The 20,066-nt window shown below is 70.9% G+C and carries 19 protein-coding genes; 3 read left to right on the forward strand and 16 right to left on the reverse strand.

Annotated features, from left to right (window positions below):
• Positions 1 to 14: 14 nt before the first annotated feature.
• Genes nuoK through ACF09K_RS28420 form a run of 11 tightly spaced genes read right to left on the reverse strand, consistent with a single transcriptional unit; the run spans position 15 to position 10,878 of the window.
• Positions 15 to 314 carry an NADH-quinone oxidoreductase subunit NuoK gene (gene nuoK / locus ACF09K_RS28370; protein WP_003974374.1) on the reverse strand — a complete coding sequence of 100 codons (300 nt, stop codon included), beginning with the start codon at positions 312 to 314 and terminating at the stop codon, positions 15 to 17.
• Positions 311 to 1,153 carry an NADH-quinone oxidoreductase subunit J gene (locus tag ACF09K_RS28375; protein ID WP_392247975.1) on the reverse strand — a complete coding sequence of 281 codons (843 nt, stop codon included), beginning with the start codon at positions 1,151 to 1,153 and terminating at the stop codon, positions 311 to 313. Before ACF09K_RS28375 ends, nuoK begins: the two co-directional genes overlap by 4 nt.
• Positions 1,150 to 1,800: an NADH-quinone oxidoreductase subunit NuoI gene (gene nuoI, locus ACF09K_RS28380; RefSeq protein ID WP_392247976.1), complete on the reverse strand. Its 651-nt coding sequence runs from the start codon at positions 1,798 to 1,800 to the stop codon at positions 1,150 to 1,152. The genes ACF09K_RS28375 and nuoI overlap by 4 nt, the downstream gene beginning before the upstream one ends.
• A complete protein-coding gene (nuoH, locus tag ACF09K_RS28385) occupies positions 1,793 to 3,154 on the reverse strand; it encodes an NADH-quinone oxidoreductase subunit NuoH (RefSeq protein ID WP_392247977.1) in 1,362 nt (453 codons plus the stop codon). The genes nuoI and nuoH overlap by 8 nt, the downstream gene beginning before the upstream one ends.
• Positions 3,151 to 5,658, reverse strand: a complete 2,508-nt coding sequence (locus ACF09K_RS28390) for an NADH-quinone oxidoreductase subunit G (protein ID WP_392247978.1) — start codon at positions 5,656 to 5,658, stop codon at positions 3,151 to 3,153. Before ACF09K_RS28390 ends, nuoH begins: the two co-directional genes overlap by 4 nt.
• Entirely contained in the window at positions 5,655 to 7,001 is a 1,347-nt protein-coding gene (gene nuoF / locus ACF09K_RS28395; protein ID WP_392247979.1) for an NADH-quinone oxidoreductase subunit NuoF, read from the reverse strand. Before nuoF ends, ACF09K_RS28390 begins: the two co-directional genes overlap by 4 nt.
• The gene (gene nuoE, locus ACF09K_RS28400; protein WP_392247980.1) at positions 7,001 to 7,873 is read right to left on the reverse strand and encodes an NADH-quinone oxidoreductase subunit NuoE; all 873 of its coding nucleotides are present in this window, start codon (positions 7,871 to 7,873) and stop codon (positions 7,001 to 7,003) included. Before nuoE ends, nuoF begins: the two co-directional genes overlap by 1 nt.
• Positions 7,870 to 9,201: an NADH-quinone oxidoreductase subunit D gene (locus tag ACF09K_RS28405; protein WP_392247981.1), complete on the reverse strand. Its 1,332-nt coding sequence runs from the start codon at positions 9,199 to 9,201 to the stop codon at positions 7,870 to 7,872. The genes nuoE and ACF09K_RS28405 overlap by 4 nt, the downstream gene beginning before the upstream one ends.
• Positions 9,198 to 9,953, reverse strand: a complete 756-nt coding sequence (locus tag ACF09K_RS28410; protein ID WP_392247982.1) for an NADH-quinone oxidoreductase subunit C — start codon at positions 9,951 to 9,953, stop codon at positions 9,198 to 9,200. Before ACF09K_RS28410 ends, ACF09K_RS28405 begins: the two co-directional genes overlap by 4 nt.
• The gene (locus ACF09K_RS28415; RefSeq protein WP_392247984.1) at positions 9,950 to 10,504 is read right to left on the reverse strand and encodes a NuoB/complex I 20 kDa subunit family protein; all 555 of its coding nucleotides are present in this window, start codon (positions 10,502 to 10,504) and stop codon (positions 9,950 to 9,952) included. Before ACF09K_RS28415 ends, ACF09K_RS28410 begins: the two co-directional genes overlap by 4 nt.
• 14 nt (positions 10,505 to 10,518) lie before the next feature.
• Positions 10,519 to 10,878: an NADH-quinone oxidoreductase subunit A gene (locus ACF09K_RS28420; RefSeq protein ID WP_007383963.1), complete on the reverse strand. Its 360-nt coding sequence runs from the start codon at positions 10,876 to 10,878 to the stop codon at positions 10,519 to 10,521.
• Positions 10,879 to 11,589: 711 nt separating this feature from the next.
• Between ACF09K_RS28420 and ACF09K_RS28425 the strand changes: the two genes are divergently transcribed.
• On the forward strand, positions 11,590 to 12,420 hold the full coding sequence (locus ACF09K_RS28425; RefSeq protein ID WP_392247985.1) for a C40 family peptidase: 831 nt from the start codon (positions 11,590 to 11,592) through the stop codon (positions 12,418 to 12,420).
• A 150-nt stretch (positions 12,421 to 12,570) separates the two neighbouring features.
• Here ACF09K_RS28425 and ACF09K_RS28430 read toward each other — a convergent pair whose 3' ends face one another.
• On the reverse strand, positions 12,571 to 13,857 hold the full coding sequence (locus ACF09K_RS28430) for a geranylgeranyl reductase family protein (RefSeq protein WP_392247987.1): 1,287 nt from the start codon (positions 13,855 to 13,857) through the stop codon (positions 12,571 to 12,573).
• Positions 13,858 to 13,954: 97 nt separating this feature from the next.
• On the opposite strand from ACF09K_RS28430, the gene ACF09K_RS28435 reads away from it, so the two are divergent.
• Entirely contained in the window at positions 13,955 to 14,461 is a 507-nt protein-coding gene (locus tag ACF09K_RS28435) for a GNAT family N-acetyltransferase (RefSeq protein WP_392247989.1), read from the forward strand.
• Between the two features lie 110 nt (positions 14,462 to 14,571).
• Positions 14,572 to 14,922 carry a PASTA domain-containing protein gene (locus ACF09K_RS28440; protein WP_392247991.1) on the forward strand — a complete coding sequence of 117 codons (351 nt, stop codon included), beginning with the start codon at positions 14,572 to 14,574 and terminating at the stop codon, positions 14,920 to 14,922.
• Between the two features lie 98 nt (positions 14,923 to 15,020).
• Here ACF09K_RS28440 and ACF09K_RS28445 read toward each other — a convergent pair whose 3' ends face one another.
• The 4 genes from ACF09K_RS28445 to ACF09K_RS28460 form a co-directional block, all read right to left on the reverse strand.
• On the reverse strand, positions 15,021 to 15,716 hold the full coding sequence (locus ACF09K_RS28445; RefSeq protein WP_392247993.1) for a demethylmenaquinone methyltransferase: 696 nt from the start codon (positions 15,714 to 15,716) through the stop codon (positions 15,021 to 15,023).
• A 30-nt stretch (positions 15,717 to 15,746) separates the two neighbouring features.
• The gene (locus ACF09K_RS28450; RefSeq protein WP_392247995.1) at positions 15,747 to 16,850 is read right to left on the reverse strand and encodes an acyltransferase; all 1,104 of its coding nucleotides are present in this window, start codon (positions 16,848 to 16,850) and stop codon (positions 15,747 to 15,749) included.
• A gap of 222 nt (positions 16,851 to 17,072) precedes the next feature.
• Positions 17,073 to 19,355, reverse strand: coding sequence for a bifunctional polysaccharide deacetylase/glycosyltransferase family 2 protein (locus ACF09K_RS28455; RefSeq protein WP_392247996.1), 2,283 nt, complete (start codon positions 19,353 to 19,355; stop codon positions 17,073 to 17,075).
• Positions 19,356 to 19,374: 19 nt separating this feature from the next.
• Positions 19,375 to 19,794, reverse strand: a complete 420-nt coding sequence (locus ACF09K_RS28460; protein WP_392247998.1) for a hypothetical protein — start codon at positions 19,792 to 19,794, stop codon at positions 19,375 to 19,377.
• Positions 19,795 to 20,066 lie beyond the last annotated feature (272 nt).

Here is a 20,066-nt window from a genome sequence, read left to right on the forward strand (position 1 = left end):
ATTCTTCCGACCCCTTACAGCTTCATCAGGCTGGCGTCGTCGACCGAGGCCGAGTGGCGGGAACGGAACAGCGACACGATGATCGCGAGTCCCACCACGACCTCCGCCGCGGCGACGACCATCGTGAAGAAGGCGATGATCTGGCCGTCGAGGTTGCCGTGCATGCGGGAGAAGGCGACGAACGCGAGGTTGCAGGCGTTGAGCATCAGCTCGATGCACATGAACACGACGATCGCGTTGCGCCTGATCAGGACGCCCGTCGCGCCGATCGTGAACAACAGGGCGGCGAGGTACAGATAGTTGACGGGGTTCACTTCGACGCCTCCTCGGCCCGCTTGAAGGTCGGCGGCTCGATCGGGGTGCGTTCCAGACGCTCCGCGGCGCGCTGCTCGATCGCCTTGAGGCTGTTGAGCGCCTCCGCGGACACGTCCCGGACCTGGCCGCGCTCCCGCAGCGTCTTGCTGACGGTGAGGTCCGACGGGGTGCCGTCGGGCAGCAGGCCGGCGATGTCCACGGCGTTGTGCCGCGCGTACACACCGGGCGCGGGCAGCGGCGGCAGGTGGACGCCCTCGCGGACGCGCTGTTCGGACAGCTCGCGCTGGGTCTTCGCCCGCTCGGTGCGCTCGCGGTGGGTGAGCACCATGGCGCCGACGGCGGCCGTGATGAGCAGGGCGCCGGTGATCTCGAAGGCGAAGACGTACTTGGTGAAGATCAGGGCCGCGAGGCCCTCCACGTTGCCGCCCGCGTTGGCCTCCGTGAGGCCGCCGAACTCCGTCAGGGAGGCGTTGCCGATGCCGGCGACCAGCAGGATGCCGAAGCCGAGGCCGCAGACGAGGGCCAGCCAGCGCTGGCCCTTGATGGTCTCCTTCAGGGAGTCCGCGGCGGTGACGCCGACGAGCATCACCACGAACAGGAACAGCATCATGATCGCGCCGGTGTAGACGACGATCTGCACGACGCCCAGGAAGTAGGCGCCGTTGGCGAGGTAGAACACCGCCAGGACGATCATGGTTCCGGCGAGGCAGAGCGCGCTGTGCACGGCCCTGCGCATGAAGACGGTGCACAGGGCGCCGATCACGGCGACGGTGCCCAGCACCCAGAACTGGACCGCCTCGCCGGTGGAGGTGGAGTAGGCGGCGAGCTGTGCGCTCATCGGCCGATCACCTCCCCGGAGGCGGGCTCGTTCTCGCCGGACGTGGCGGCGGCCTCCTGCGGGACCTCGCCCTGGGAGAGCGCGGCCTGCCGCTCGGTGCCGGGCGCGGCCTCCGTCACCAGGCCCAGGTAGTAGTCCTTCTCGTCCATGCCGGGGTAGATGGCGTGCGGGCTGTCGACCATGCCCTCGTCCAGGCCGGCCAGCAGCTGCTCCTTGGTGTAGATCAGGTTGGCGCGGCTGCTGTCGGCCAGTTCGAACTCGTTGGTCATCGTCAGCGCGCGGGTGGGACACGCCTCGATGCACAGGCCGCACAGGATGCAGCGGGCGTAGTTGATCTGGTAGACGCGCCCGTACCGCTCGCCCGGGGAGTAGCGCTCCTCCTCGGTGTTGTCGGCACCCTCGACGTAGATGGCGTCGGCGGGGCAGGCCCAGGCGCACAGCTCGCAGCCGACGCACTTCTCCAGACCGTCCGGATGGCGGTTGAGCTGGTGCCGTCCGTGGAACCGGGGAGCGGTGGTCTTCTCCTGCTCGGGGTACTGCTCGGTGAGCCGCTTCTTGAACATGGCCTTGAAGGTCACGCCGAAACCGGCCACCGGGTTCTGGAAGCCGGGCTTCGGCTGCCCGGCCTCCTTGGGCTCCTCAGCCATCGGACGCCTCCTTTTCCTCCAGCGGTCCGTCACTGTGAGTATCGGGCCCACCACTGACAATCAGCTCCCGCTCCCGGCGCGGACGGCGCCTGGGCACCGGTGGCAGCTCCTGTCCCGGCAGCGGCGGTACGGGGAACCCGCCCGCCATCGGGTCGAAGGCGGCGGGCTCGGCCGGGGCCGGCTCCTCCTTGTCCCCGCCGCGGAACATGTCCGCGATGAAGGAGAGCAGCAGCAGGACCAGGACGCCGCCGCCGACGTAGAGGGCGATGTCGGCGAAGTCGTAGTTCTCGTTGCGCAGGGTCCGCACGGTCGCGACGAGCATCAGCCAGACCACCGAGACCGGGATGAGGACCTTCCAGCCGAGCTTCATGAGCTGGTCGTAGCGGACCCGGGGCAGCGTGCCGCGCAGCCAGATGAAGAAGAACAGCAGCAGCTGGACCTTGACGACGAACCAGAGCATCGGCCACCAGCCGTGGTTCGCGCCCTCCCAGAAGGTGCTGACCGGCCAGGGGGCCCGCCAGCCGCCGAGGAAGAGCGTGGTCGCCACGGCCGAGACCGTCACCATGTTCACGTACTCGGCGAGCATGAACATCGCGAACTTGATCGACGAGTACTCGGTGTTGAAGCCGCCGACCAGGTCGCCCTCGGACTCCGGCATGTCGAACGGGGCGCGGTTGGTCTCGCCGACCATCGTGACGATGTAGAGGATGAAGGAGACCGGCAGCAGGAGGATGTACCAGCGGTCCTGCTGCTGCTCGACGATGGTCGACGTCGACATCGACCCGGAGTAGAGGAACACCGAGGCGAACGCGGCGCCCATCGCGATCTCGTACGAGATCATCTGCGCGCAGGAGCGCAGGCCGCCCAGGAGCGGGTAGGTGGATCCGGAGCTCCAGCCGGCGAGGACGATGCCGTAGATGCCGATCGAGGCGACCGCGAGGATGTAGAGCATCGCGATCGGCAGGTCGGTGAGCTGCATCGTGGTGCGCTGCCCGAAGATCGAGATCTCGTTGCCGGCCGGGCCGAAGGGGATCACCGCGATCGCCATGAAGGCCGGGACGGCCGCGACGACCGGCGCGAGGACGTACACCACCTTGTCGGCGCGCTTGACGATCAGGTCTTCCTTGAGCATCAGCTTGATGCCGTCGGCGAGCGACTGGAGCATGCCCCAGGGGCCGTGCCGGTTGGGGCCGATGCGCAGCTGCATCCAGGCGACGACCTTGCGCTCCCAGACGATGGAGAACAGCACGGTCAGCATCAGGAAGGCGAAGCAGAACACCGCCTTGATCACGACCAGCCACCAGGGGTCGTGGCCGAACATCGAGAGGTCTTCAGCGGCGAGGTACGGGCTCATGCCTCCACCTCCTGGGGGGCCTCGGCGGCGGACGCCGCCGGGCCGATGCGGACGAGGGAGCCGGGTCGGGCGCCGGTGTCGGAGGCGACTCCCCCGCCCGTGGAGTTCAGCGGGAGCCACACCACCCGGTCGGGCATCTCCGTGATCTCCAGCGGGAGTTCGACCGTTCCGGCGGTGCCGGTCACGGCGAGCGTGTCGCCGTCCCCGACGCCGGCCTCGGCGGCCGTGGCGGCGGACACGCGCGCGCGGGCGGCGTGCCGGGTGCCGGCGAGCGCCTCGTCGCCCTGCTGGAGGAGGCCCCGGTCGAGCAGCAGCCGGTGCCCGGCGAGGACGGCCTCGCCGGCGGCGGGCCGCGGCAGGACGCCGGCGGTGTCCAGCGGCGCGGTGGCCCGCGGCCCGTCCCAGGCGCCGAGCCGGTCCAGCTCCGCGCGCGTGGTGCGCAGGTCCGGCAGGCCCAGGTGGACGTCCATGGCGTCGGCGAGCATCTGCAGCACGCGCGCGTCGGTCGGTGCCGGACGGCGCGTCATCTGGTCGGGCTTGAGCGCGGCCTCGAAGAAGCGCACCCGGCCCTCCCAGTTGAGGAAGGCGCCCGCCTTCTCGGCGACCGCGGCGACGGGCAGGACCACGTCGGCACGGTCGGTGACCTCGCCGGGGCGCAGCTCCAGCGACACCACGAAGCCGGCCTCGGCGAGCGCCTCGCGCGCGCGTGCCGGGTCGGGCAGGTCGGCCACCTCCACCCCGGCGACGAGCAGCGCCTGCAGCTCGCCGCGCGCGGCGGCCTCGATGATCTGCCCGGTGTCGCGGCCGTAGCGCGCCGGGAGTTCGGCGACGCCCCAGGCGGCGGCGACCTCCTCCCGCGCGCGCGGGTCGGTGGCCGGGCGTCCGCCCGGCAGCAGCGACGGCAGCGCGCCCGCCTCGACGGCGCCCCGCTCCCCGGCCCGGCGCGGGATCCACACCAGGTCCGCCCCGGTCGCGGCGGCCGCGCGGACGACGGCGGTGAGGCCGCCCGCGACGGCGGCGAGCCGCTCACCGACGACGATCACCGCGCCGCCGGCGCGCAGCGCCTCGGCGGCCCGGCTCCCCGGCTCGTCCTCCAGGCCGACGCCGCCGGCCAGCGCGTCCAGCCACTCGGTCTCGGTGCCCGGAGCGGCCGGCAGCAGGGTGCCGCCGGCCTTCTCCAGGCCGCGGGTGGCGTGGGTGGCCAGCGAGAACACCTTCTGCCCGTGCTTGCGCCAGGCCTTGCGCAGTCGCAGGAAGACGCCGGGCGCCTCCTCCTCGGACTCGAATCCGACGAGCAGGACGGCGGGCGCCTTCTCCAGCGTCGTGTACGTGATGCCGCTGCCGTCGAGGTCACGGCCGCGGCCCGCCACCCTGGACGCCAGGAAGTCGGCCTCCTCACCGCTGTGCACGCGCGCGCGGAAGTCGATGTCGTTGGTGTCGAGCGCCACGCGCGCGAACTTGCTGTACGCGTAGGCGTCCTCGACGGTCAGCCGGCCGCCGGTCAGGACGCCGGTCCGGCCGCGCGAGGCGAGCAGCCCCTGGGCCGCGATCTGCAGCGCCTCCGGCCAGGAGGCCGGCTGGAGGTCGCCCTCGGCGTTGCGCACGAGCGGGGTGGCGAGCCGGTCGCGCTGCTGGGCGTACCGGAACCCGAACCGCCCCTTGTCGCAGATCCACTCCTCGTTGACCTCGGGGTCGTCGGCGGCGAGCCGTCGCATGACCTTGCCGCGCCGGTGGTCGGTGCGCGTCGCGCAGCCGCCCGAGCAGTGCTCGCAGACGGACGGCGTGGAGATCAGGTCGAAGGGCCGCGAGCGGAACCGGTAGGCCGCCGAGGTGAGCGCGCCCACCGGGCAGATCTGGATGGTGTTGCCGGAGAAGTACGACTCGAAGGGGTCGCCCTCGCCGGTACCGACCTGCTGGAGCGCGCCCCGCTCGATCAGTTCGATCATCGGGTCGCCCGCGACCTGCTTCGAGAACCGGGTGCAGCGGGCGCACAGCACGCAGCGCTCGCGGTCGAGCAGCACCTGCGTGGAGATCGGGACGGGCTTCTCGTAGGTCCGCTTGCGGCCCTCGAAGCGGGACTCGGCGTTGCCGTGCGACATGGCCTGGTTCTGCAGGGGGCACTCGCCGCCCTTGTCGCAGACCGGGCAGTCCAGCGGGTGGTTGATGAGGAGCAGCTCCATCACGCCGTGCTGCGCCTTCTCGGCCACCGGGGAGGTGAGCTGGGTCTTCACCACCATCCCGTCCGTGCACGTGATCGTGCAGGACGCCATCGGCTTGCGCTGGCCCTCGACCTCGACGATGCACTGTCGGCAGGCGCCGACCGGGTCGAGGAGCGGGTGGTCGCAGAAGCGCGGGATCTCGACGCCGAGCTGTTCGGCGGCCCGGATGACCAGGGTGCCCTTGGGCACGCTGATCTCCGCGCCGTCGATGGTCAGCGTCACGAGGTCCTCCGGCGGGGGAGCCGCCTCTCCGCCCCCGGAGGGAGCGCTGGTGGTCACCGTCATGCGTTCACCTCCGTACGGTCGGCCCAGGCCGTCGACTTGGCCGGGTCGAAGGGGCAGCCGCGGCCCGTGATGTGCTGCTCGTACTCCTCGCGGAAGTACTTGAGCGAGGAGAAGATCGGCGAGGCGGCACCGTCGCCGAGGGCGCAGAAGGACTTGCCGTTGATGTTGTCGGCGATGTCGTTGAGCTTGTCGAGGTCGGACATGGCGCCCTTGCCGGCCTCGATGTCCCGCATCAGCTGCACCAGCCAGTAGGTGCCCTCCCGGCAGGGAGTGCACTTGCCGCAGGACTCGTGGGCGTAGAACTCGGTCCAGCGGGTCACGGCCCGCACCACGCAGGTCGTCTCGTCGAAGCACTGGAGCGCCTTCGTGCCGAGCATGGAACCCGCGGCGCCCACTCCTTCGTAGTCGAGGGGGACGTCGAGGTGCTCGTCGGTGAACATCGGCGTGGAGGAGCCGCCCGGCGTCCAGAACTTGAGGCGGTGGCCCGGTCGCATGCCGCCGCTCATCTCGAGGAGCTGACGGAGGGTGATGCCGAGGGGTGCCTCGTACTGGCCGGGGCTGGCGACGTGGCCGCTGAGCGAGTAGAGCGTGAAGCCCGGGGACTTCTCGCTGCCCATCGACCGGAACCATTCCTTGCCGTTCTGCAGGATCGCGGGGACCGACGCGATCGACTCGACGTTGTTCACCACGGTCGGGCACGCGTAGAGGCCCGCGACGGCGGGGAAGGGAGGACGCAGCCGCGGTTGTCCGCGGCGGCCTTCGAGCGAGTCCAGCAGCGCGGTCTCCTCACCGCAGATGTACGCGCCGGCGCCGGCGTGCACGGTGAGTTCGAGGTCGAGTCCGCTGCCCAGGATGTTCTCGCCGAGGTAGCCCGCCGCGTAGGCCTCGCGCACGGCCTCGTGCAGCCGCCGCAGCACGGGGACGACCTCGCCCCGCAGGTAGACGAAGGCGTGGGACGACCTGATGGCGTAGCACGCGATCACGATGCCCTCGATGAGGCTGTGCGGGTTCGCGAAGAGGAGCGGGATGTCCTTGCAGGTGCCGGGCTCCGACTCGTCGGCGTTGACGACCAGGTAGTGCGGTTTCCCGTCCCCCTGGGGGATGAACTGCCATTTCATTCCCGTGGGGAATCCCGCGCCGCCGCGGCCGCGCAGACCGGATTCCTTGACGTACGCGATCAGGTCGTCCGGCGACATGGCGAGCGCCTTGCGGAGTCCCTCGTACCCCTCGTGCCGTCGGTACACGTCCAGCGTCCAGGACCGGTCCTCGTCCCAGAAGGCCGACAGCACGGGTGCCAGCAGCTTCTCGGGGCCGGTGTCCTTCAGTTCGGGTGCCAAGGTCATCACTCCCCCTCCTCGGCGGTGGGCCCTGCCGGGTGGGCGGGGTCGGAGGCCGACGTGTCCTGCGGCGCGTCGTGCGAGCTGAGGTGCCGCGTCGGCGACGGGTCGTGCACGGCCCCGTCCTGCGGCGCGTCGTGCGGTCCGCCGTCGCGCGGGTGGACCACGCGCGCGGGTGCGGTCTCCCCCTTCGCCAGGCGGAGACCCACCAGCGACGCGGGCCCCGCGCCGCCGCTCGCCTCGACGGCGCCCTCGCGCTCGTCGGGGAATCCCGCCAGGATCCGGGCGGTCTCCTTGAAGGTGCACAGCGGCGCCCCGCGCGTGGGCGAGACGGTACGGCCGCCGCGCAGGTCGTCCACCAGCCGCTTCGCGCTCTGCACGGTCTGGTTGTCGAAGAACTCCCAGTTGACCATCACGACCGGCGCGTAGTCGCAGGCCGCGTTGCACTCGATGTGCTCCAGGGTGACCTTGCCGTCGTCGGTGGTCTCGCCGTTGCCGACGCCGAGGTGGTCCTGGAGCGCCTCGTAGATGGCGTCCCCGCCCATCACCGCGCAGAGGGTGTTGGTGCACACGCCCACCTGGTAGTCACCGCTCGGCCGGCGCCGGTACATGGTGTAGAAGGTCGCGACCGCGGTGACCTCGGCGGTGGTCAGGCCGAGGACGTCGGCGCAGAACCGCATCCCGGTGCGCGTGACGTGTCCCTCCTCCGACTGCACGAGGTGCAGCAGGGGCAGGAGCGCGGAGCGGGAGTCGGGGTAGCGGGCGACGATCTCGCGCGCGTCGGCCTCCAGCCGGGCGCGGACGTCGTCCGGGTAGGCGGGCGCGGGCAGCTCGGGCATGCCCAGGCTGACGCCCCGCTCCGAAGAAGAGGTGGTCACCGGTCGACGCCTCCCATCACGGGGTCGATGGACGCCACGGCGACGATCACGTCGGCGACCTGGCCGCCCTCGCACATCGCCGCCATGGCCTGGAGATTGGTGAAGGACGGGTCGCGGAAGTGGACCCGGTAGGGGCGGGTGCCGCCGTCGGACACGGCGTGCACCCCGAGTTCGCCCTTGGGCGACTCGACGGCCGCGTACGCCTGTCCCGGCGGGACGCGGAAGCCCTCGGTGACCAGCTTGAAGTGGTGGATCAGGGCCTCCATGGAGGTGCCCATGATCTTCTTGATGTGGTCGAGGGAGTTGCCGAGGCCGTCCGGGCCCAGGGCGAGCTGGGCGGGCCAGGCGATCTTCTTGTCGGGGACCATGACCGGGCCGGGCTGGAGCCGGTCCAGGCACTGCTCGACGATCCTGAGCGACTGGCGCATCTCCTCCAGGCGGATCAGGAAGCGGCCGTAGGCGTCGCAGGAGTCGGCGGTCGGGACGTCGAAGTCGTACGTCTCGTAGTCGCAGTAGGGCTGGCTCTTGCGCAGGTCGTGCGGCAGGCCGGTGGCGCGCAGGATCGGGCCGGTGGCGCCGAGGGCCGTGCAGCCGGCCAGGTCGAGGTAGCCGATGTCCTGCATGCGGGCCTTGAAGATGGGGTTCCCGGTGGCGAGCTTGTCGTACTCCGGGAGGTTCTTCTTCATCTTCTTCACGAACTCGCGGATCTGGTCCACCGCGCCGGGCGGCAGGTCCTGGGCGAGTCCGCCGGGGCGGATGTACGCGTGGTTCATCCGCAGGCCGGTGATGAGCTCGTAGATGTCGAGGATGAGTTCACGGTCGCGGAACCCGTAGATCATGATCGTGGTGGCGCCGAGCTCCATGCCGCCGGTGGCGATGCACACCAGGTGGGAGGACATCCGGTTCAGCTCCATCAGGAGCACTCGGATGATCTTGGCCCGGTCGGTGATCTGGTCCTCGACGCCGAGGAGCTTCTCGACGGCGAGGCAGTAGGCGGTCTCGTTGAAGAAGGACGTCAGGTAGTCCATGCGCGTCACGAAGGTGGTGCCCTGCGTCCACGTGCGGAACTCGAGGTTCTTCTCGATGCCGGTGTGCAGGTAGCCGATGCCGCAGCGGGCCTCGGTGACCGTCTCACCGTCGATCTCCAGGATCAGGCGGAGCACGCCGTGGGTGGAGGGGTGCTGGGGACCCATGTTGACGACGATGCGTTCGTCGTCGGCGCGGGCCGCGGACCGGACGACCTCGTCCCAGTCGCCACCGGTGACCGTGTAGACGGTGCCCTCGGTGGTCTCGCGTGCCGACGCGGCGGATGCTGACTGAGTGCTCACGAGTAGGACCTCCGCTGGTCCGGAGCCGGGATCTGGGCGCCCTTGTACTCGACGGGGATGCCGCCGAGGGGGTAGTCCTTGCGCTGGGGGTGGCCCTGCCAGTCGTCCGGCATCATGATCCGCGTCAGGGCCGGGTGACCGTCGAAGACGATCCCGAAGAAGTCGTAGGTCTCGCGCTCGTGCCAGTCGTTGGTCGGGTAGACGGAGACCAGGGACGGGACGTGCCGGTCGGAGTCCGGGGTGCTCACCTCGAGCCGGATCAGCCGGTTGTGGGTGATCGAGCGCAGGTGGTAGACGGCGTGCAGCTCGCGCCCCTTGTCGTTCGGGTAGTGGACGCCGCTCACCCCCGTGCAGAGTTCGAAGCGCAGGGCCGGGTCGTCCCGCAGGGTGCGGGCGACGCGGACGAGGTGCTCGCGCTCGATGTGGAAGGTGAGTTCGCCGCGGTCGACGACCGTCCTCTCGATCGCGTTCTCGGGCAGGAGCCCCTGCTCCTCCAGCGCGCCCTCGAGTTCGTCGGCGACCTCGTCGAACCAGCCGCCGTAGGGGCGGGCGGTCGCACCAGGCAGGCGCACCGAGCGGACCAGGCCGCCGTAACCGGAGGTGTCACCGCCGTTGCGGGCGCCGAACATGCCGCGCTGGACGCGGATCTCCTCGCCGCCCTGGCCGCGCTGTCCGGGGAGGTTGGAGGCGGAGAGGTCCTTCTCGGGGTTGGGTTCCGCGGCCCCCGCGCCGGTGCCGTTGGCGTCGCTCACCGCAGCAGCCCCTTCATCTCGATCATGGGCAGGGCCTTGAGCGCCGCTTCCTCCGCCTCGCGGGCCGCTTCCTCGGCGTTCACGCCCAGCTTGGAGTTCTGGATCTTGTGGTGGAGCTTGAGGATCGCGTCCATCAGCATCTCGGGGCGCGGCGGGCAGCCGGGGAGGTAGATGTCGACGGGGACGACGTGGTCGACGCCCTGGACGATGGCGTAGTTGTTGAACATGCCGCCCGAGGACGCGCACACCCCCATGGAGATCACCCACTTCGGGTTCGGCATCTGGTCGTAGACCTGCCGCAGCACCGGCGCCATCTTCTGGCTGACCCGGCCGGCCACGATCATCAGGTCCGCCTGACGGGGCGAACCGCGGAAGACCTCCATGCCGAAGCGCGCCAGGTCGTAGCGGCCCGCGCCGGTGGTCATCATCTCGATGGCGCAGCAGGCGAGGCCGAACGTGGCGGGGAAGACGGACGACTTGCGCACCCAGCCCGCGGCCTGTTCGACGGTGGTCAGCAGGAAACCGCTCGGCAGCTTTTCTTCGAGTCCCATGGCTTAAAGGCCCCTCAGTCCCATTCCAGGCCGCCGCGCCGCCACACGTAGGCGTAGGCGACGAAGACGGTGAGCACGAAGAGCAGCATCTCCACGAGCCCGAAGACCCCCAGGGCGTCGAAGGTGACGGCCCAGGGGTAGAGGAAGACGATCTCGATGTCGAAGACGATGAAGAGCATCGCCGTCAGGTAGTACTTGATGGGGAAGCGCCCGCCGCCGGCCGGCGTGGGGGTCGGCTCGATACCGCACTCGTAGGCCTCGAGCTTGGCGCGGTTGTACCGCTTCGGCCCGATCAGCGTGGCCATGACCACGGAGAAGATCGCAAAGCCTGCCCCGAGGGCTCCCAGTACGAGGATGGGCGCATACGCGTTCACCGCTCCTCGCTCCTCTCAGTCGGCACTGACTGCTGGCGATGTCGGGGCTCGCATCCGCCTCACCGGCCCCACGAACCCCACCGTCACCGACGAAGATCGCGAACATGTGAAGCAGGTCACAAGCCCAACTGCCACGCATCTTATGCCTGCGGCTCTGTGATCTGCGACACGGGGTATTGCACAAGCTTTGTGATCTCCACCACCTGACGAAGGATCATGAAGTCATATCAGCGGTGATCTTCATACGCGAAGCGTCAGAGTGATCACAAGAAGTGACATTTACGCTCGTCGTCGCAGGTCACGAAGGTCGCGCCTATATCAAGAGGGTTCCCGTGCATGCAAATTGGCGCGGGGCGGGGCGCCTTGATAGAGGAGCCGTTCACACGTCGGGGGGAGTCGCGGGGGCCGATGTGGACGTGTGCGCGCGTTCACGAGCGGAACCGGTCGCACCGCTCGCGTCGGACGCGGGCCCTCCGTTAATCGTTCCGTGACCTCCGCCACACTCGCGGGAGGCCGCCAGGAACCGGGCTTGGCCAATGATCCCCACCAGTGGTAGGTGCGGCGCAATCCGGACGTTACGACGAAAATCCATGATCACAGGCTTGATCACCTGCGTCCGCAATGTCCGTTACGGCGTCAATAAAGAGTGCTGCGGCAGGTGTTCGGGGCCCCCGTTGAACAATTGTGGCGCAGCACACGTTTCTTGAAGGTATGGAGGAGCCCCTGATACCGCTTGTACCCATGTCCCACACCGCTCACATACGCAGCCACCGGAAGCCCCGCCGCAGCGCGTCGACGATCGCGATGCGGGCCGGAGTCGCCAGTGGTGTACTCGGCTCGCTGGCCGTGGCCACCGCGGCCGGATCGGCCAACGCCGCCGAGCCGGTGACACAGACGCTCGAACTGCCCGTGCTGACGGGCGACGTGGCCGCACAGATCGCGCAGTCCGCGAACGCCACGCAGCAGGCCGCCGCGAACTACCAGCTCGAGGCGGAGCGCGACGCGGCAGCCGCGGCGGCCGCGAAGGAGGCCGCGAAGGACCTCGCCGCCGCCAAGAAGGCCGAGGCGAAGAAGAAGGCCGAGGAGGCCCGCAAGGCGGCCGCCGAGGCCGCCGCGTCCCGTTCCTCGGAGCGGACCGCCCTCGCCACCGCGACGACCACCTCGACGACCGCCTCCGCTCCGGCCAGCGGCAGCGTCGCGACGGTCGTCTCCTTCCTCAGAGCCCAGGTGGGCGACGCGTACGTCATGGGCGCCACCGGCCCCAACGCCTGGGACTGTTCGAGCCTGGTGCAGGCCGCGTTCCGTCAGGTCGGCGTGGACCTCCCGCGGGTCTCGCAGGACCAGTCGATGGCCGGCACGGACGTGTCGCTGTCCGATCTCCAGGTGGGCGACATCCTGTACTGGGGCGGGAAGGGCTCCGCGTACCACGTGGGCGTCTACATCGGGGGCGGCCAGTACCTCGACGCGGCCAACCCCTCCAAGGGCGTGGTGATCCAGGACCTCTCCGGCTACCCGGCGTCGGGCGCGGTGCGGGTGCTCTGAGACGCACGGGTCCGCAACGCACGGATCCACCGCAAGGGCCGCAGCCGCTCGGGGGCTGCGGCCCTTCGGGCTTTCCGGGAGGCGGCGCGGGAAGGCCCGGCCGCGGCCGCGGGGCGTGCGGCCGGGCGACCGCACGCCCCGCGCGTCCGGTCAGGCCTTGGGCGCCACCTTGCTCAGACCGTTGATGATGCGGTCCATCGCGTCGCCGCCGGTGGGGTCGGTGAGGTTGGCGAGCATCTTGAGGGTGAACTTCATCAGCAGCGGGTGGGTCAGGCCGCGCTGGGTCGCGATCTTCATGACCTTGGGGTTGCCGATGAGCTTCACGAAGGCGCGGCCCAGCGTGTAGTAGCCGCCGTAGGTGTCCTTGAGGACGCGGGGGTAGCGCTGGAGGGCGAGTTCGCGGCCCGCGGGGGTGGAGCGGGCGTGGGCCTGGACGATGACGTCGGCCGCGATCTGGCCGGACTCCATGGCGTAGGCGATGCCCTCGCCGTTGAAGGGGTTCACCAGGCCGCCGGCGTCGCCGACGAGCAGCAGTCCCCGCGTGTAGTGCGGCTGGCGGTTGAAGGCCATCGGCAGCGCGGCCCCGCGGATGGGGCCGGTCATGTTGTCCGGCGTGTAGCCCCAGTCCTCGGGCATGGAGGCGCACCAGGCCTTGAGGACCTCGCGCCAGTCCAGCTCCTTGAAGGAGTCGGAGGTGTTGAGGACGCCCAGGCCCACGTTGGAGGTGCCGTCGCCCATGCCGAAGATCCAGCCGTAGCCCGGCAGCAGGCGGTCCTCGCCCGGTCCGCGCCGGTCCCAGAGTTCGAGCCAGGACTCGAGGTAGTCGTCCTCGTGGCGGGGGCTGGTGAAGTAGGTGCGCACCGCGACGCCCATGGGGCGGTCCTCGCGGCGGTGCAGACCCATCGCCAGGGAGAGGCGGGTGGAGTTGCCGTCGGCGGCGACGACGAGCGGGGCCCGGAAGGTGACCTCGCGCTTCTCCTCGCCGAGCTTGGCGTGCACGCCGGTGATCCGGCCGGTGCGGTCGTCGACGACGGGGGCGCCGACGTTGCAGCGCTCGTGGAGGCGGGCGCCCGCCTTCTGGGCCTGGCGGGCGAGCTGCTCGTCGAAGTCGTCGCGCTTGCGGACGAGGCCGTAGTCCGGGAAGGAGGCGAGATCCGGCCAGTCCAGCTGGAGGCGGACGCCGCCGCCGATGATGCGCAGACCCTTGTTGCGCAGCCAGCCGGCCTCCTCGGAGACGTCGATCCCCATGGCGACGAGCTGCTTGACGGCGCGCGGGGTGAGGCCGTCGCCGCAGACCTTCTCGCGCGGGAACTCGGTCTTCTCCAGCAGGAGTACGTCGAGGCCGGCCTTGGCGAGGTGGTACGCGGTCGTGGAGCCGGCCGGCCCCGCGCCGACCACGATCACATCGGCGGTGTTTTCGGAGAGGGGCTCGGTCACGGCGGGTTCTCCCCAAGGTTCGGAATCGCGTGCCGACCGGCACTGGACACGGGCAGTCTATTCAGGAGAATCGATCAACCTGCTGAAGGGCTGCCCCGTGAACCGAGTTCCGCCCGTAGTACGGCTGCGCGTCCCCACGGACGAGGACGCGGTGGCGTGGCACCGGGTCTTCGACCACCCGGAGGTCATGGAGTTCCACGGCGGCCGTTCCGCGGGGCTCTCGGTCTACGAGGAACTCACCGCCCGCCAGCGCCGGCACGACGCCGAGCGCGGGTTCTGCCTGTGGACGGCGCTCGACGGCTCGGGGCGGGTCGTCGGCTTCACCGGCGCCCAGCCCTGGGACCGGGAGTGGGGCCCGACGGGGGAGATCGAGATCGGCTGGCGGCTCGGCCGCGAGCACTGGGGCCGGGGGTACGCCACGGCGGCGGCGCGGATGACGCTGGAACGGGTGCGGGACGCGGGGGTGCCGGAGGTGGTCGCCATGGTCCTCGCCGACAACGCCCGGTCCGTCGCCGTGATCCGGCGGCTCGGCATGCGGCTCGCCGACGTGTTCACCGTCCCCGGGACGGAGCGGGAGGCGCACTGCTACCGGCTGGACCTGTAGCGGAGGATCCAACTCCCTTTCAGTGACCATGAGTAGCCAATCGTCACGGTAAGGCATCGGAAGCTTCCGGAAGGCCCCTCCACGTGGTTACCCTTTCCGTACCGCAGGGGGTGACATCCGTGCTCGTACATCCCAAGACAACCGAAGTGCGCGTGCCGCGGCTCGTCGGGCTGATGGCCGTGGACGCGCGCGAGGCGGCCACCGCGCACGGCGTGCTGCTGACCGCGCCCGACCGGCCCGATTTCCAGCGGACCGTCGTCGACCACGTCGTACGGCAGTACCCGCCTCCCGGTACGGAGGTGCCGCGCGGGGCGGTCGTCACCGTGTGGTTCGACTTCGCGGAGGGAGAGGGCGGTGGCGGCGCGGGCGTCCGCGAACCACGGCTGCCGGCGCCGGGCGGCGGCGGGATGCGGCGCGAACTGGCCCCGGCGGAAGATCCCTTCGCGACGATCACGGGCTGAGGGCCGGTCCGGCGGCCGCCGGCCGGCAGGTCCCCCGGCCGGTCCGCCGACGGGTCCCCCGGCCGGTCCGCCGACGGGTCCCCCGGCCGGTCCGCCGGTCAGTCCTCCTTGAAGCCCCGGTGCAGGGTGACCACCCCGCCGGTGAGGTTGCGCCAGGCGACCTTCGACCAGCCGGCCTTGCGCAGGTGCTCGGCGAGGGCGGGCTGGTCGGGCCAGGCGCGGATGGACTCGGCGAGGTAGACGTACGCGTCGGGGTTCGAGGACACCGCGCGGGCGACCGGGGGCAGGGCGCGCATCAGGTACTCGGTGTAGACCTGGCGGAAGGGCGCCCAGGTCGGGTGCGAGAACTCGCAGATCACGACCCGTCCGCCGGGCCGCGTCACCCGGTGCATCTCCCGCAGGGCCGCGTCGAAGTCCTGCACGTTGCGCAGCCCGAAGGAGATGGTGACGGCGTCGAAGGTGCCGTCCTTGAACGGCAGCCTCGTCGCGTCGCCCGCGGTGAGCGGCAGCCAGGGGTGCTTCTGCTTGCCCACCTGGAGCATGCCGAGGGAGAAGTCGCAGGGGACGACGTAGGCGCCGGTCCTGGCGAAGGGCAGCGAGGAGGTGGCCGTGCCCGCCGCCAGGTCGAGGACCTTCTGCGCGGGGCGGGCGTCGACGGCGCGCGCGACCTCCTTGCGCCATCTGCGGTCCTGGCCGAGCGAGAGGACGTCGTTGGTGAGGTCGTACCGTTCCGCCACGCGGTCGAACATCGAGGCGACTTCGTGGGGCTGCTTGTTCAGGGAAGCACGGGTCACCCGCCCATTGTGGCAGCAGGGGTCCGGCCCTCACGGCAGCAGCCTCGGCTTCTTCCGGGCGGCCAGGTCCTCGACCCAGCCGCACAGCAGCACGAACACCACGATCAGCAGCCAGCCGACGGCGAACAGGAACCACTGGCTCTCCAGCGGCAGGTACGCCTCGAAGGCGGGCACGTCCCAGAACCGGTCGATCAGCGGGACCGCCAGCACCAGGGCGATCTCGTGCCAGAGGTAGATCGTCACCGCGCGCGCGTTGAAGACGGAGACCAGCCGGTTCAGGCGCCTCATCCGGGCCAGCCCGGCGAAGTCGATCCGGAAGTACGCCTTCGCCCACATCAGCAGCAGCACGAAGCCGGCCGACCAGAAGGCCTGCGCGAGGGGGTTCTCGTCCAGGTCGTAGGTGCCGTACCCGTCCTGCCGCGAGAAGGCGCACCAGCCGCCGTACGCCATGGCCGCCAGGGAGAGGGCGACCACCGGGGCCGGCTTCGCGCGCCGGAGCACGCCGTCGCGGTGGGCGAAGCCGAGCAGCCAGCAGGAGAGGTACGTCGACAGGTCCCACAGGGCGGTGCCGACGCGGCCGTCCGGGCCGGCCCAGGCGAAGGTCAGCACCAGGACCGGGGTGAGGGACGCGGCCAGGACGGGTACCGGGGCGAGGCGGAACAGCCGGAGCAGGAGCGGGGAGAGCAGGACGAACCACAGGTAGGTGCGCAGATACCAGACGATCTCCCAGGCCTGCTCGCCCCAGGCGTCGCCCGGCGGATCGCCCAGCGGCACGATCCAGTGGACGATCTGTCCGTCCGGTATCCAGCCGTGGACGAGCATCGCCGCGACCACGAAGGCGCCCCAGAACCAGAAGGGCGGCAGGAGTCTGCGGAGGCGGCCGCGCACCACGGTGAGCGCCGGGCGTTCCAGGGACTTCGCCATCAGGGTGCCGGCCAGGCCGAACATGACGCCCATGGAGGGGAAGACCAGCCCCGCCCAGGCCCAGCCGAAGGTGTGGTAGGCCACGACCCGGACGAGGGCGAGGGCCCGGAGGCTGTCGAAGTAGCGGTCACGGCCGGGCGCCCGCGGCCCCGCCACCGGCGGCGCGTCCGGCGGTCCCGCGTCCGGCGGGCCCGCCGGGCGCTCCCCCACCGCTGGCAGGGGAGCCGTGTCCCTGACGGAACCGGAACCGGGACCGGGACCGGGGGCAGAGCCGGGGCGGGGGCCGAGGGCGGGGCCGAAGCCGGGACCGGAATCGAGGCCGGAGCCGGAATCGAGGCCGGAGCCCGGACCGGGAGCGGGCCCGGACGGGGTGTCCGTGACGGCGGTCCGCCGGGCCGGGCCGCGGGCCGGGCCCCTGCTGTGCGCGCCCACTCAGCTCACCCCGGCCGGGGTCCCGACCTCGCCGGTCCTCTTGAGCTTCTGCCAGCGCAGGCGGCCGCCGGTGAGGGCGGTGACGCAGGAGTGGATGAGGACGAGGTACATCATCTGGCGGTAGGCGAGCTGCTGGAGCGGCATCATCAGCAGGTAGCGGTACTTCTCGCGGTCGAGGCGGAAGGCGTACGCGGCGCAGACGAGCTGCACGCCCAGGACCGCGAGCCAGGCCAGCAGGGCCGCCCGGAAGTCGATGAAGATCATCGAGTAGGCGGTGAACACGTCGATCAGCGGTGCGAAGACCGGCGTGACGATCTGGAAGAGGACGACCAGCGGCATGCCGACGCGCCCGAAGCGCCCCGAGGGCCCCTTGTCCGTGAGGGACCCGCGGTGCTTCCACAGGGCCTGCATGGTGCCGTAGGACCAGCGGTAGCGCTGGGACCACAGCTGTTTGAGGGAGCCGGGGGCCTCGGTCCAGGCACGGGCGTGCTCCTGGTAGACGACGTCCCAGCCGGCGCGGTGCAGGGCGATGGTGATGTCGGTGTCCTCGGCGAGGGTGTCCTCGCTCATGCCGCCGACCTCCAGGACGGCGTCCCGGCGGAAGGCGCCGATCGCGCCGGGGATGGTCGGCATGCAGCGCAGCAGGTCGTACATGCGGCGGTCGAGGTTGAAGCCCATGACGTACTCGATGTGCTGCCAGGCGCCGATGACCGTGTCGCGGTTGCCGACCTTGGCGTTGCCGGCGACCGCGCCGACCTTCGGGTCGGCGAACGGCTGGACCAGGTGGCGCACGGTGTCGGGCTCGAAGACGGTGTCGCCGTCCATCATCACGACGACGTCGCAACCGGCGTTGCGGACGCCGTTGTTGAGGGCGGCCGGCTTGCCCGCGTTCTCCTGGCGGATGACGCGGACGTTGGTCATGCCCAGGGCCTTCGCCGCCTCGCGGGAGATCTCGGACGTGCCGTCCGTCGACCCGTCGTCCACCACGACGATCTCGATCGGGTGGGTGCTGCGCGCCAGCGACTCCAGGGTGTTGGCGATGCACTCCTTCTCGTTGTACGCCGGGACGATCACGCTGACCGGCCGGGTGACGGCCGGCCCCCAGCTGAAGCGGCGCCTGTTGCGCTTGCGGTGGTGGCGGCGGGCGAGGACCAGCATCATCCCGAAGCGGCCCATGACGGCCACGCCCACGACGGCCAGCCCGACGGAGAGCACCGGCACCGTCCACTCGGCGACGGCGACCGCCGCGACGAGCGCCTTGCCCTCGTACAGGGACATACCGGTGGCCTCGCGGTGGGCGGCCTGAAGCCCGCCCCCGGCCGCACCGGCCGCAGCCTCGTCCCCGGTACCGGCACCCGTGCCCGCACCCGCCTGCTGCTGTCCGGAAGCCTCACGGGCCGCCGCGCTCTCCTCCCGCATCGCGCCGCTGATGGTGGTGAAGGTGTAGCCGGCCGCCTTCATCTTCTTGATGTACGCCGGCAGCGCGGCGATCGTCTGGGAGCGCTCGCCGCCCGCGTCGTGGAAGAGGACCGACGCCCCCTCGCCGTCCTCGGGCGTGGCCCACTCGATGATCTTGGAGACGCCCGGCCTCTTCCAGTCGTCGCTGTCGGTGTCGACGAAGACGCTGGTGTAGCCGTCCTCGCCGAGCCGCTGGTAGACCGGCCAGCTGTAGTCGTCGACGGCGTCCGTCCTGGACGAGTACGGCGCGCGGAACAGCGTGGTGGTGATGCCCGCCGCGCCCGCGAGCGCGAGCTGGGTCTGCTCCATCTCGCGGTCGACGCGGGCGTCGCTCTGGTAGGAGAGGTCGACGTGGGTGAAGGTGTGGATGCCCACCTCGTCGCCCTGCTCGACCATGTCCTTCACGATGCCCGGGTGGCGCGCGACCATCGACCCGACCAGGAAGAAGGTCCCGGGCACGTCGTACTTCTCCAGGATCTCCAGGACCTGGGGGGTCCAGGTGGGGTCGGGGCCGTCGTCGAAGGTGAGCACGATCGTCTTGTCCGGGACCGAGACGGTGGTGGCCCGCCCGCCGCGGAAGGTGAGGATCGGGCCGCCCCCGAGGATGTCGTCGGGCACCTTGCTCGCGCCGGCCCCGGTGCGGACCCGCTGGTCGCCGCCGACCTCGGCACGCAGGTAGCCGTCGAGCAGCAGCACGCTGGTGAGGGCGAGCAGCAGCAGCCCCGCCAGGATGACGCGGGGTTTCTGGAGGGCCGCGGCCTTGCCGGCCGCCCGTTCGATGCGGGAGGGGGCGCGGCGCCGGCCGCGGGAGGGAGTCGTCGTCATGGGGGTGGCTGTGTTCCGGTCAGTTGGCGGCCGCGGAGGCGGGGACGGACGGGGAGGCGGACAGGGAGGGGGACGGAGAGGCGGGGACGGACGGGGAGGCGGCGCCGGTGGGCGGGGTGCCGCCCGGCAGGCCGATCCGGTCGCCGAGGCCGCCGTCCGGGCGCATCCCGCCGGGACCCCGGCCCTCCTGGGCGGTGCCGCCGAACGGCAGCAGCGAGGACGGGGCGAGCGAGGTGCCCCAGCCCATGAAGGCGGCGCCGAGGACGGCCGCGTAGACGAGGCAGCCGGCGCCCATGAGGAGGCCGATCCGGCGCAGCAGTCTGGACCGGCGTCCGGAGTGGTCAACGAACACGGGGCCCTCGGCGGCGGAGTCGTCGTCGCGTTCGCGACGGCGACCGCGAGCGGCGGCACGGCTTTCGACGGCAGGCTCGGAATGCATTCCCCGGATGTTAGGGAGGCTTTATGTGCCCTGAACTCCGGTCTTCTTGTGAAGGGGCCGTGAGGAACGGCCGAACCTGTCCTTTGCCTGAGAGAAGGGGCGAACGTCCGCGCGGCCGACCCGCGGAAGGACCGGACAGATCGCCCCTTTTGGTCGTAAAACTTCCCCCTTTCGACCACGTTTGTCCATGAAATTGCCGCGCGTTCGCCGCTTCGGCGCGGGCGGCCCGCATGTGAGACATTTCGAGTTCGGGAACGGTCTTCGCCTCCGTC

This window comes from Streptomyces sp. NPDC014882 (genome assembly GCF_043081325.1).
Taxonomy (GTDB): domain Bacteria; phylum Actinomycetota; class Actinomycetes; order Streptomycetales; family Streptomycetaceae; genus Streptomyces.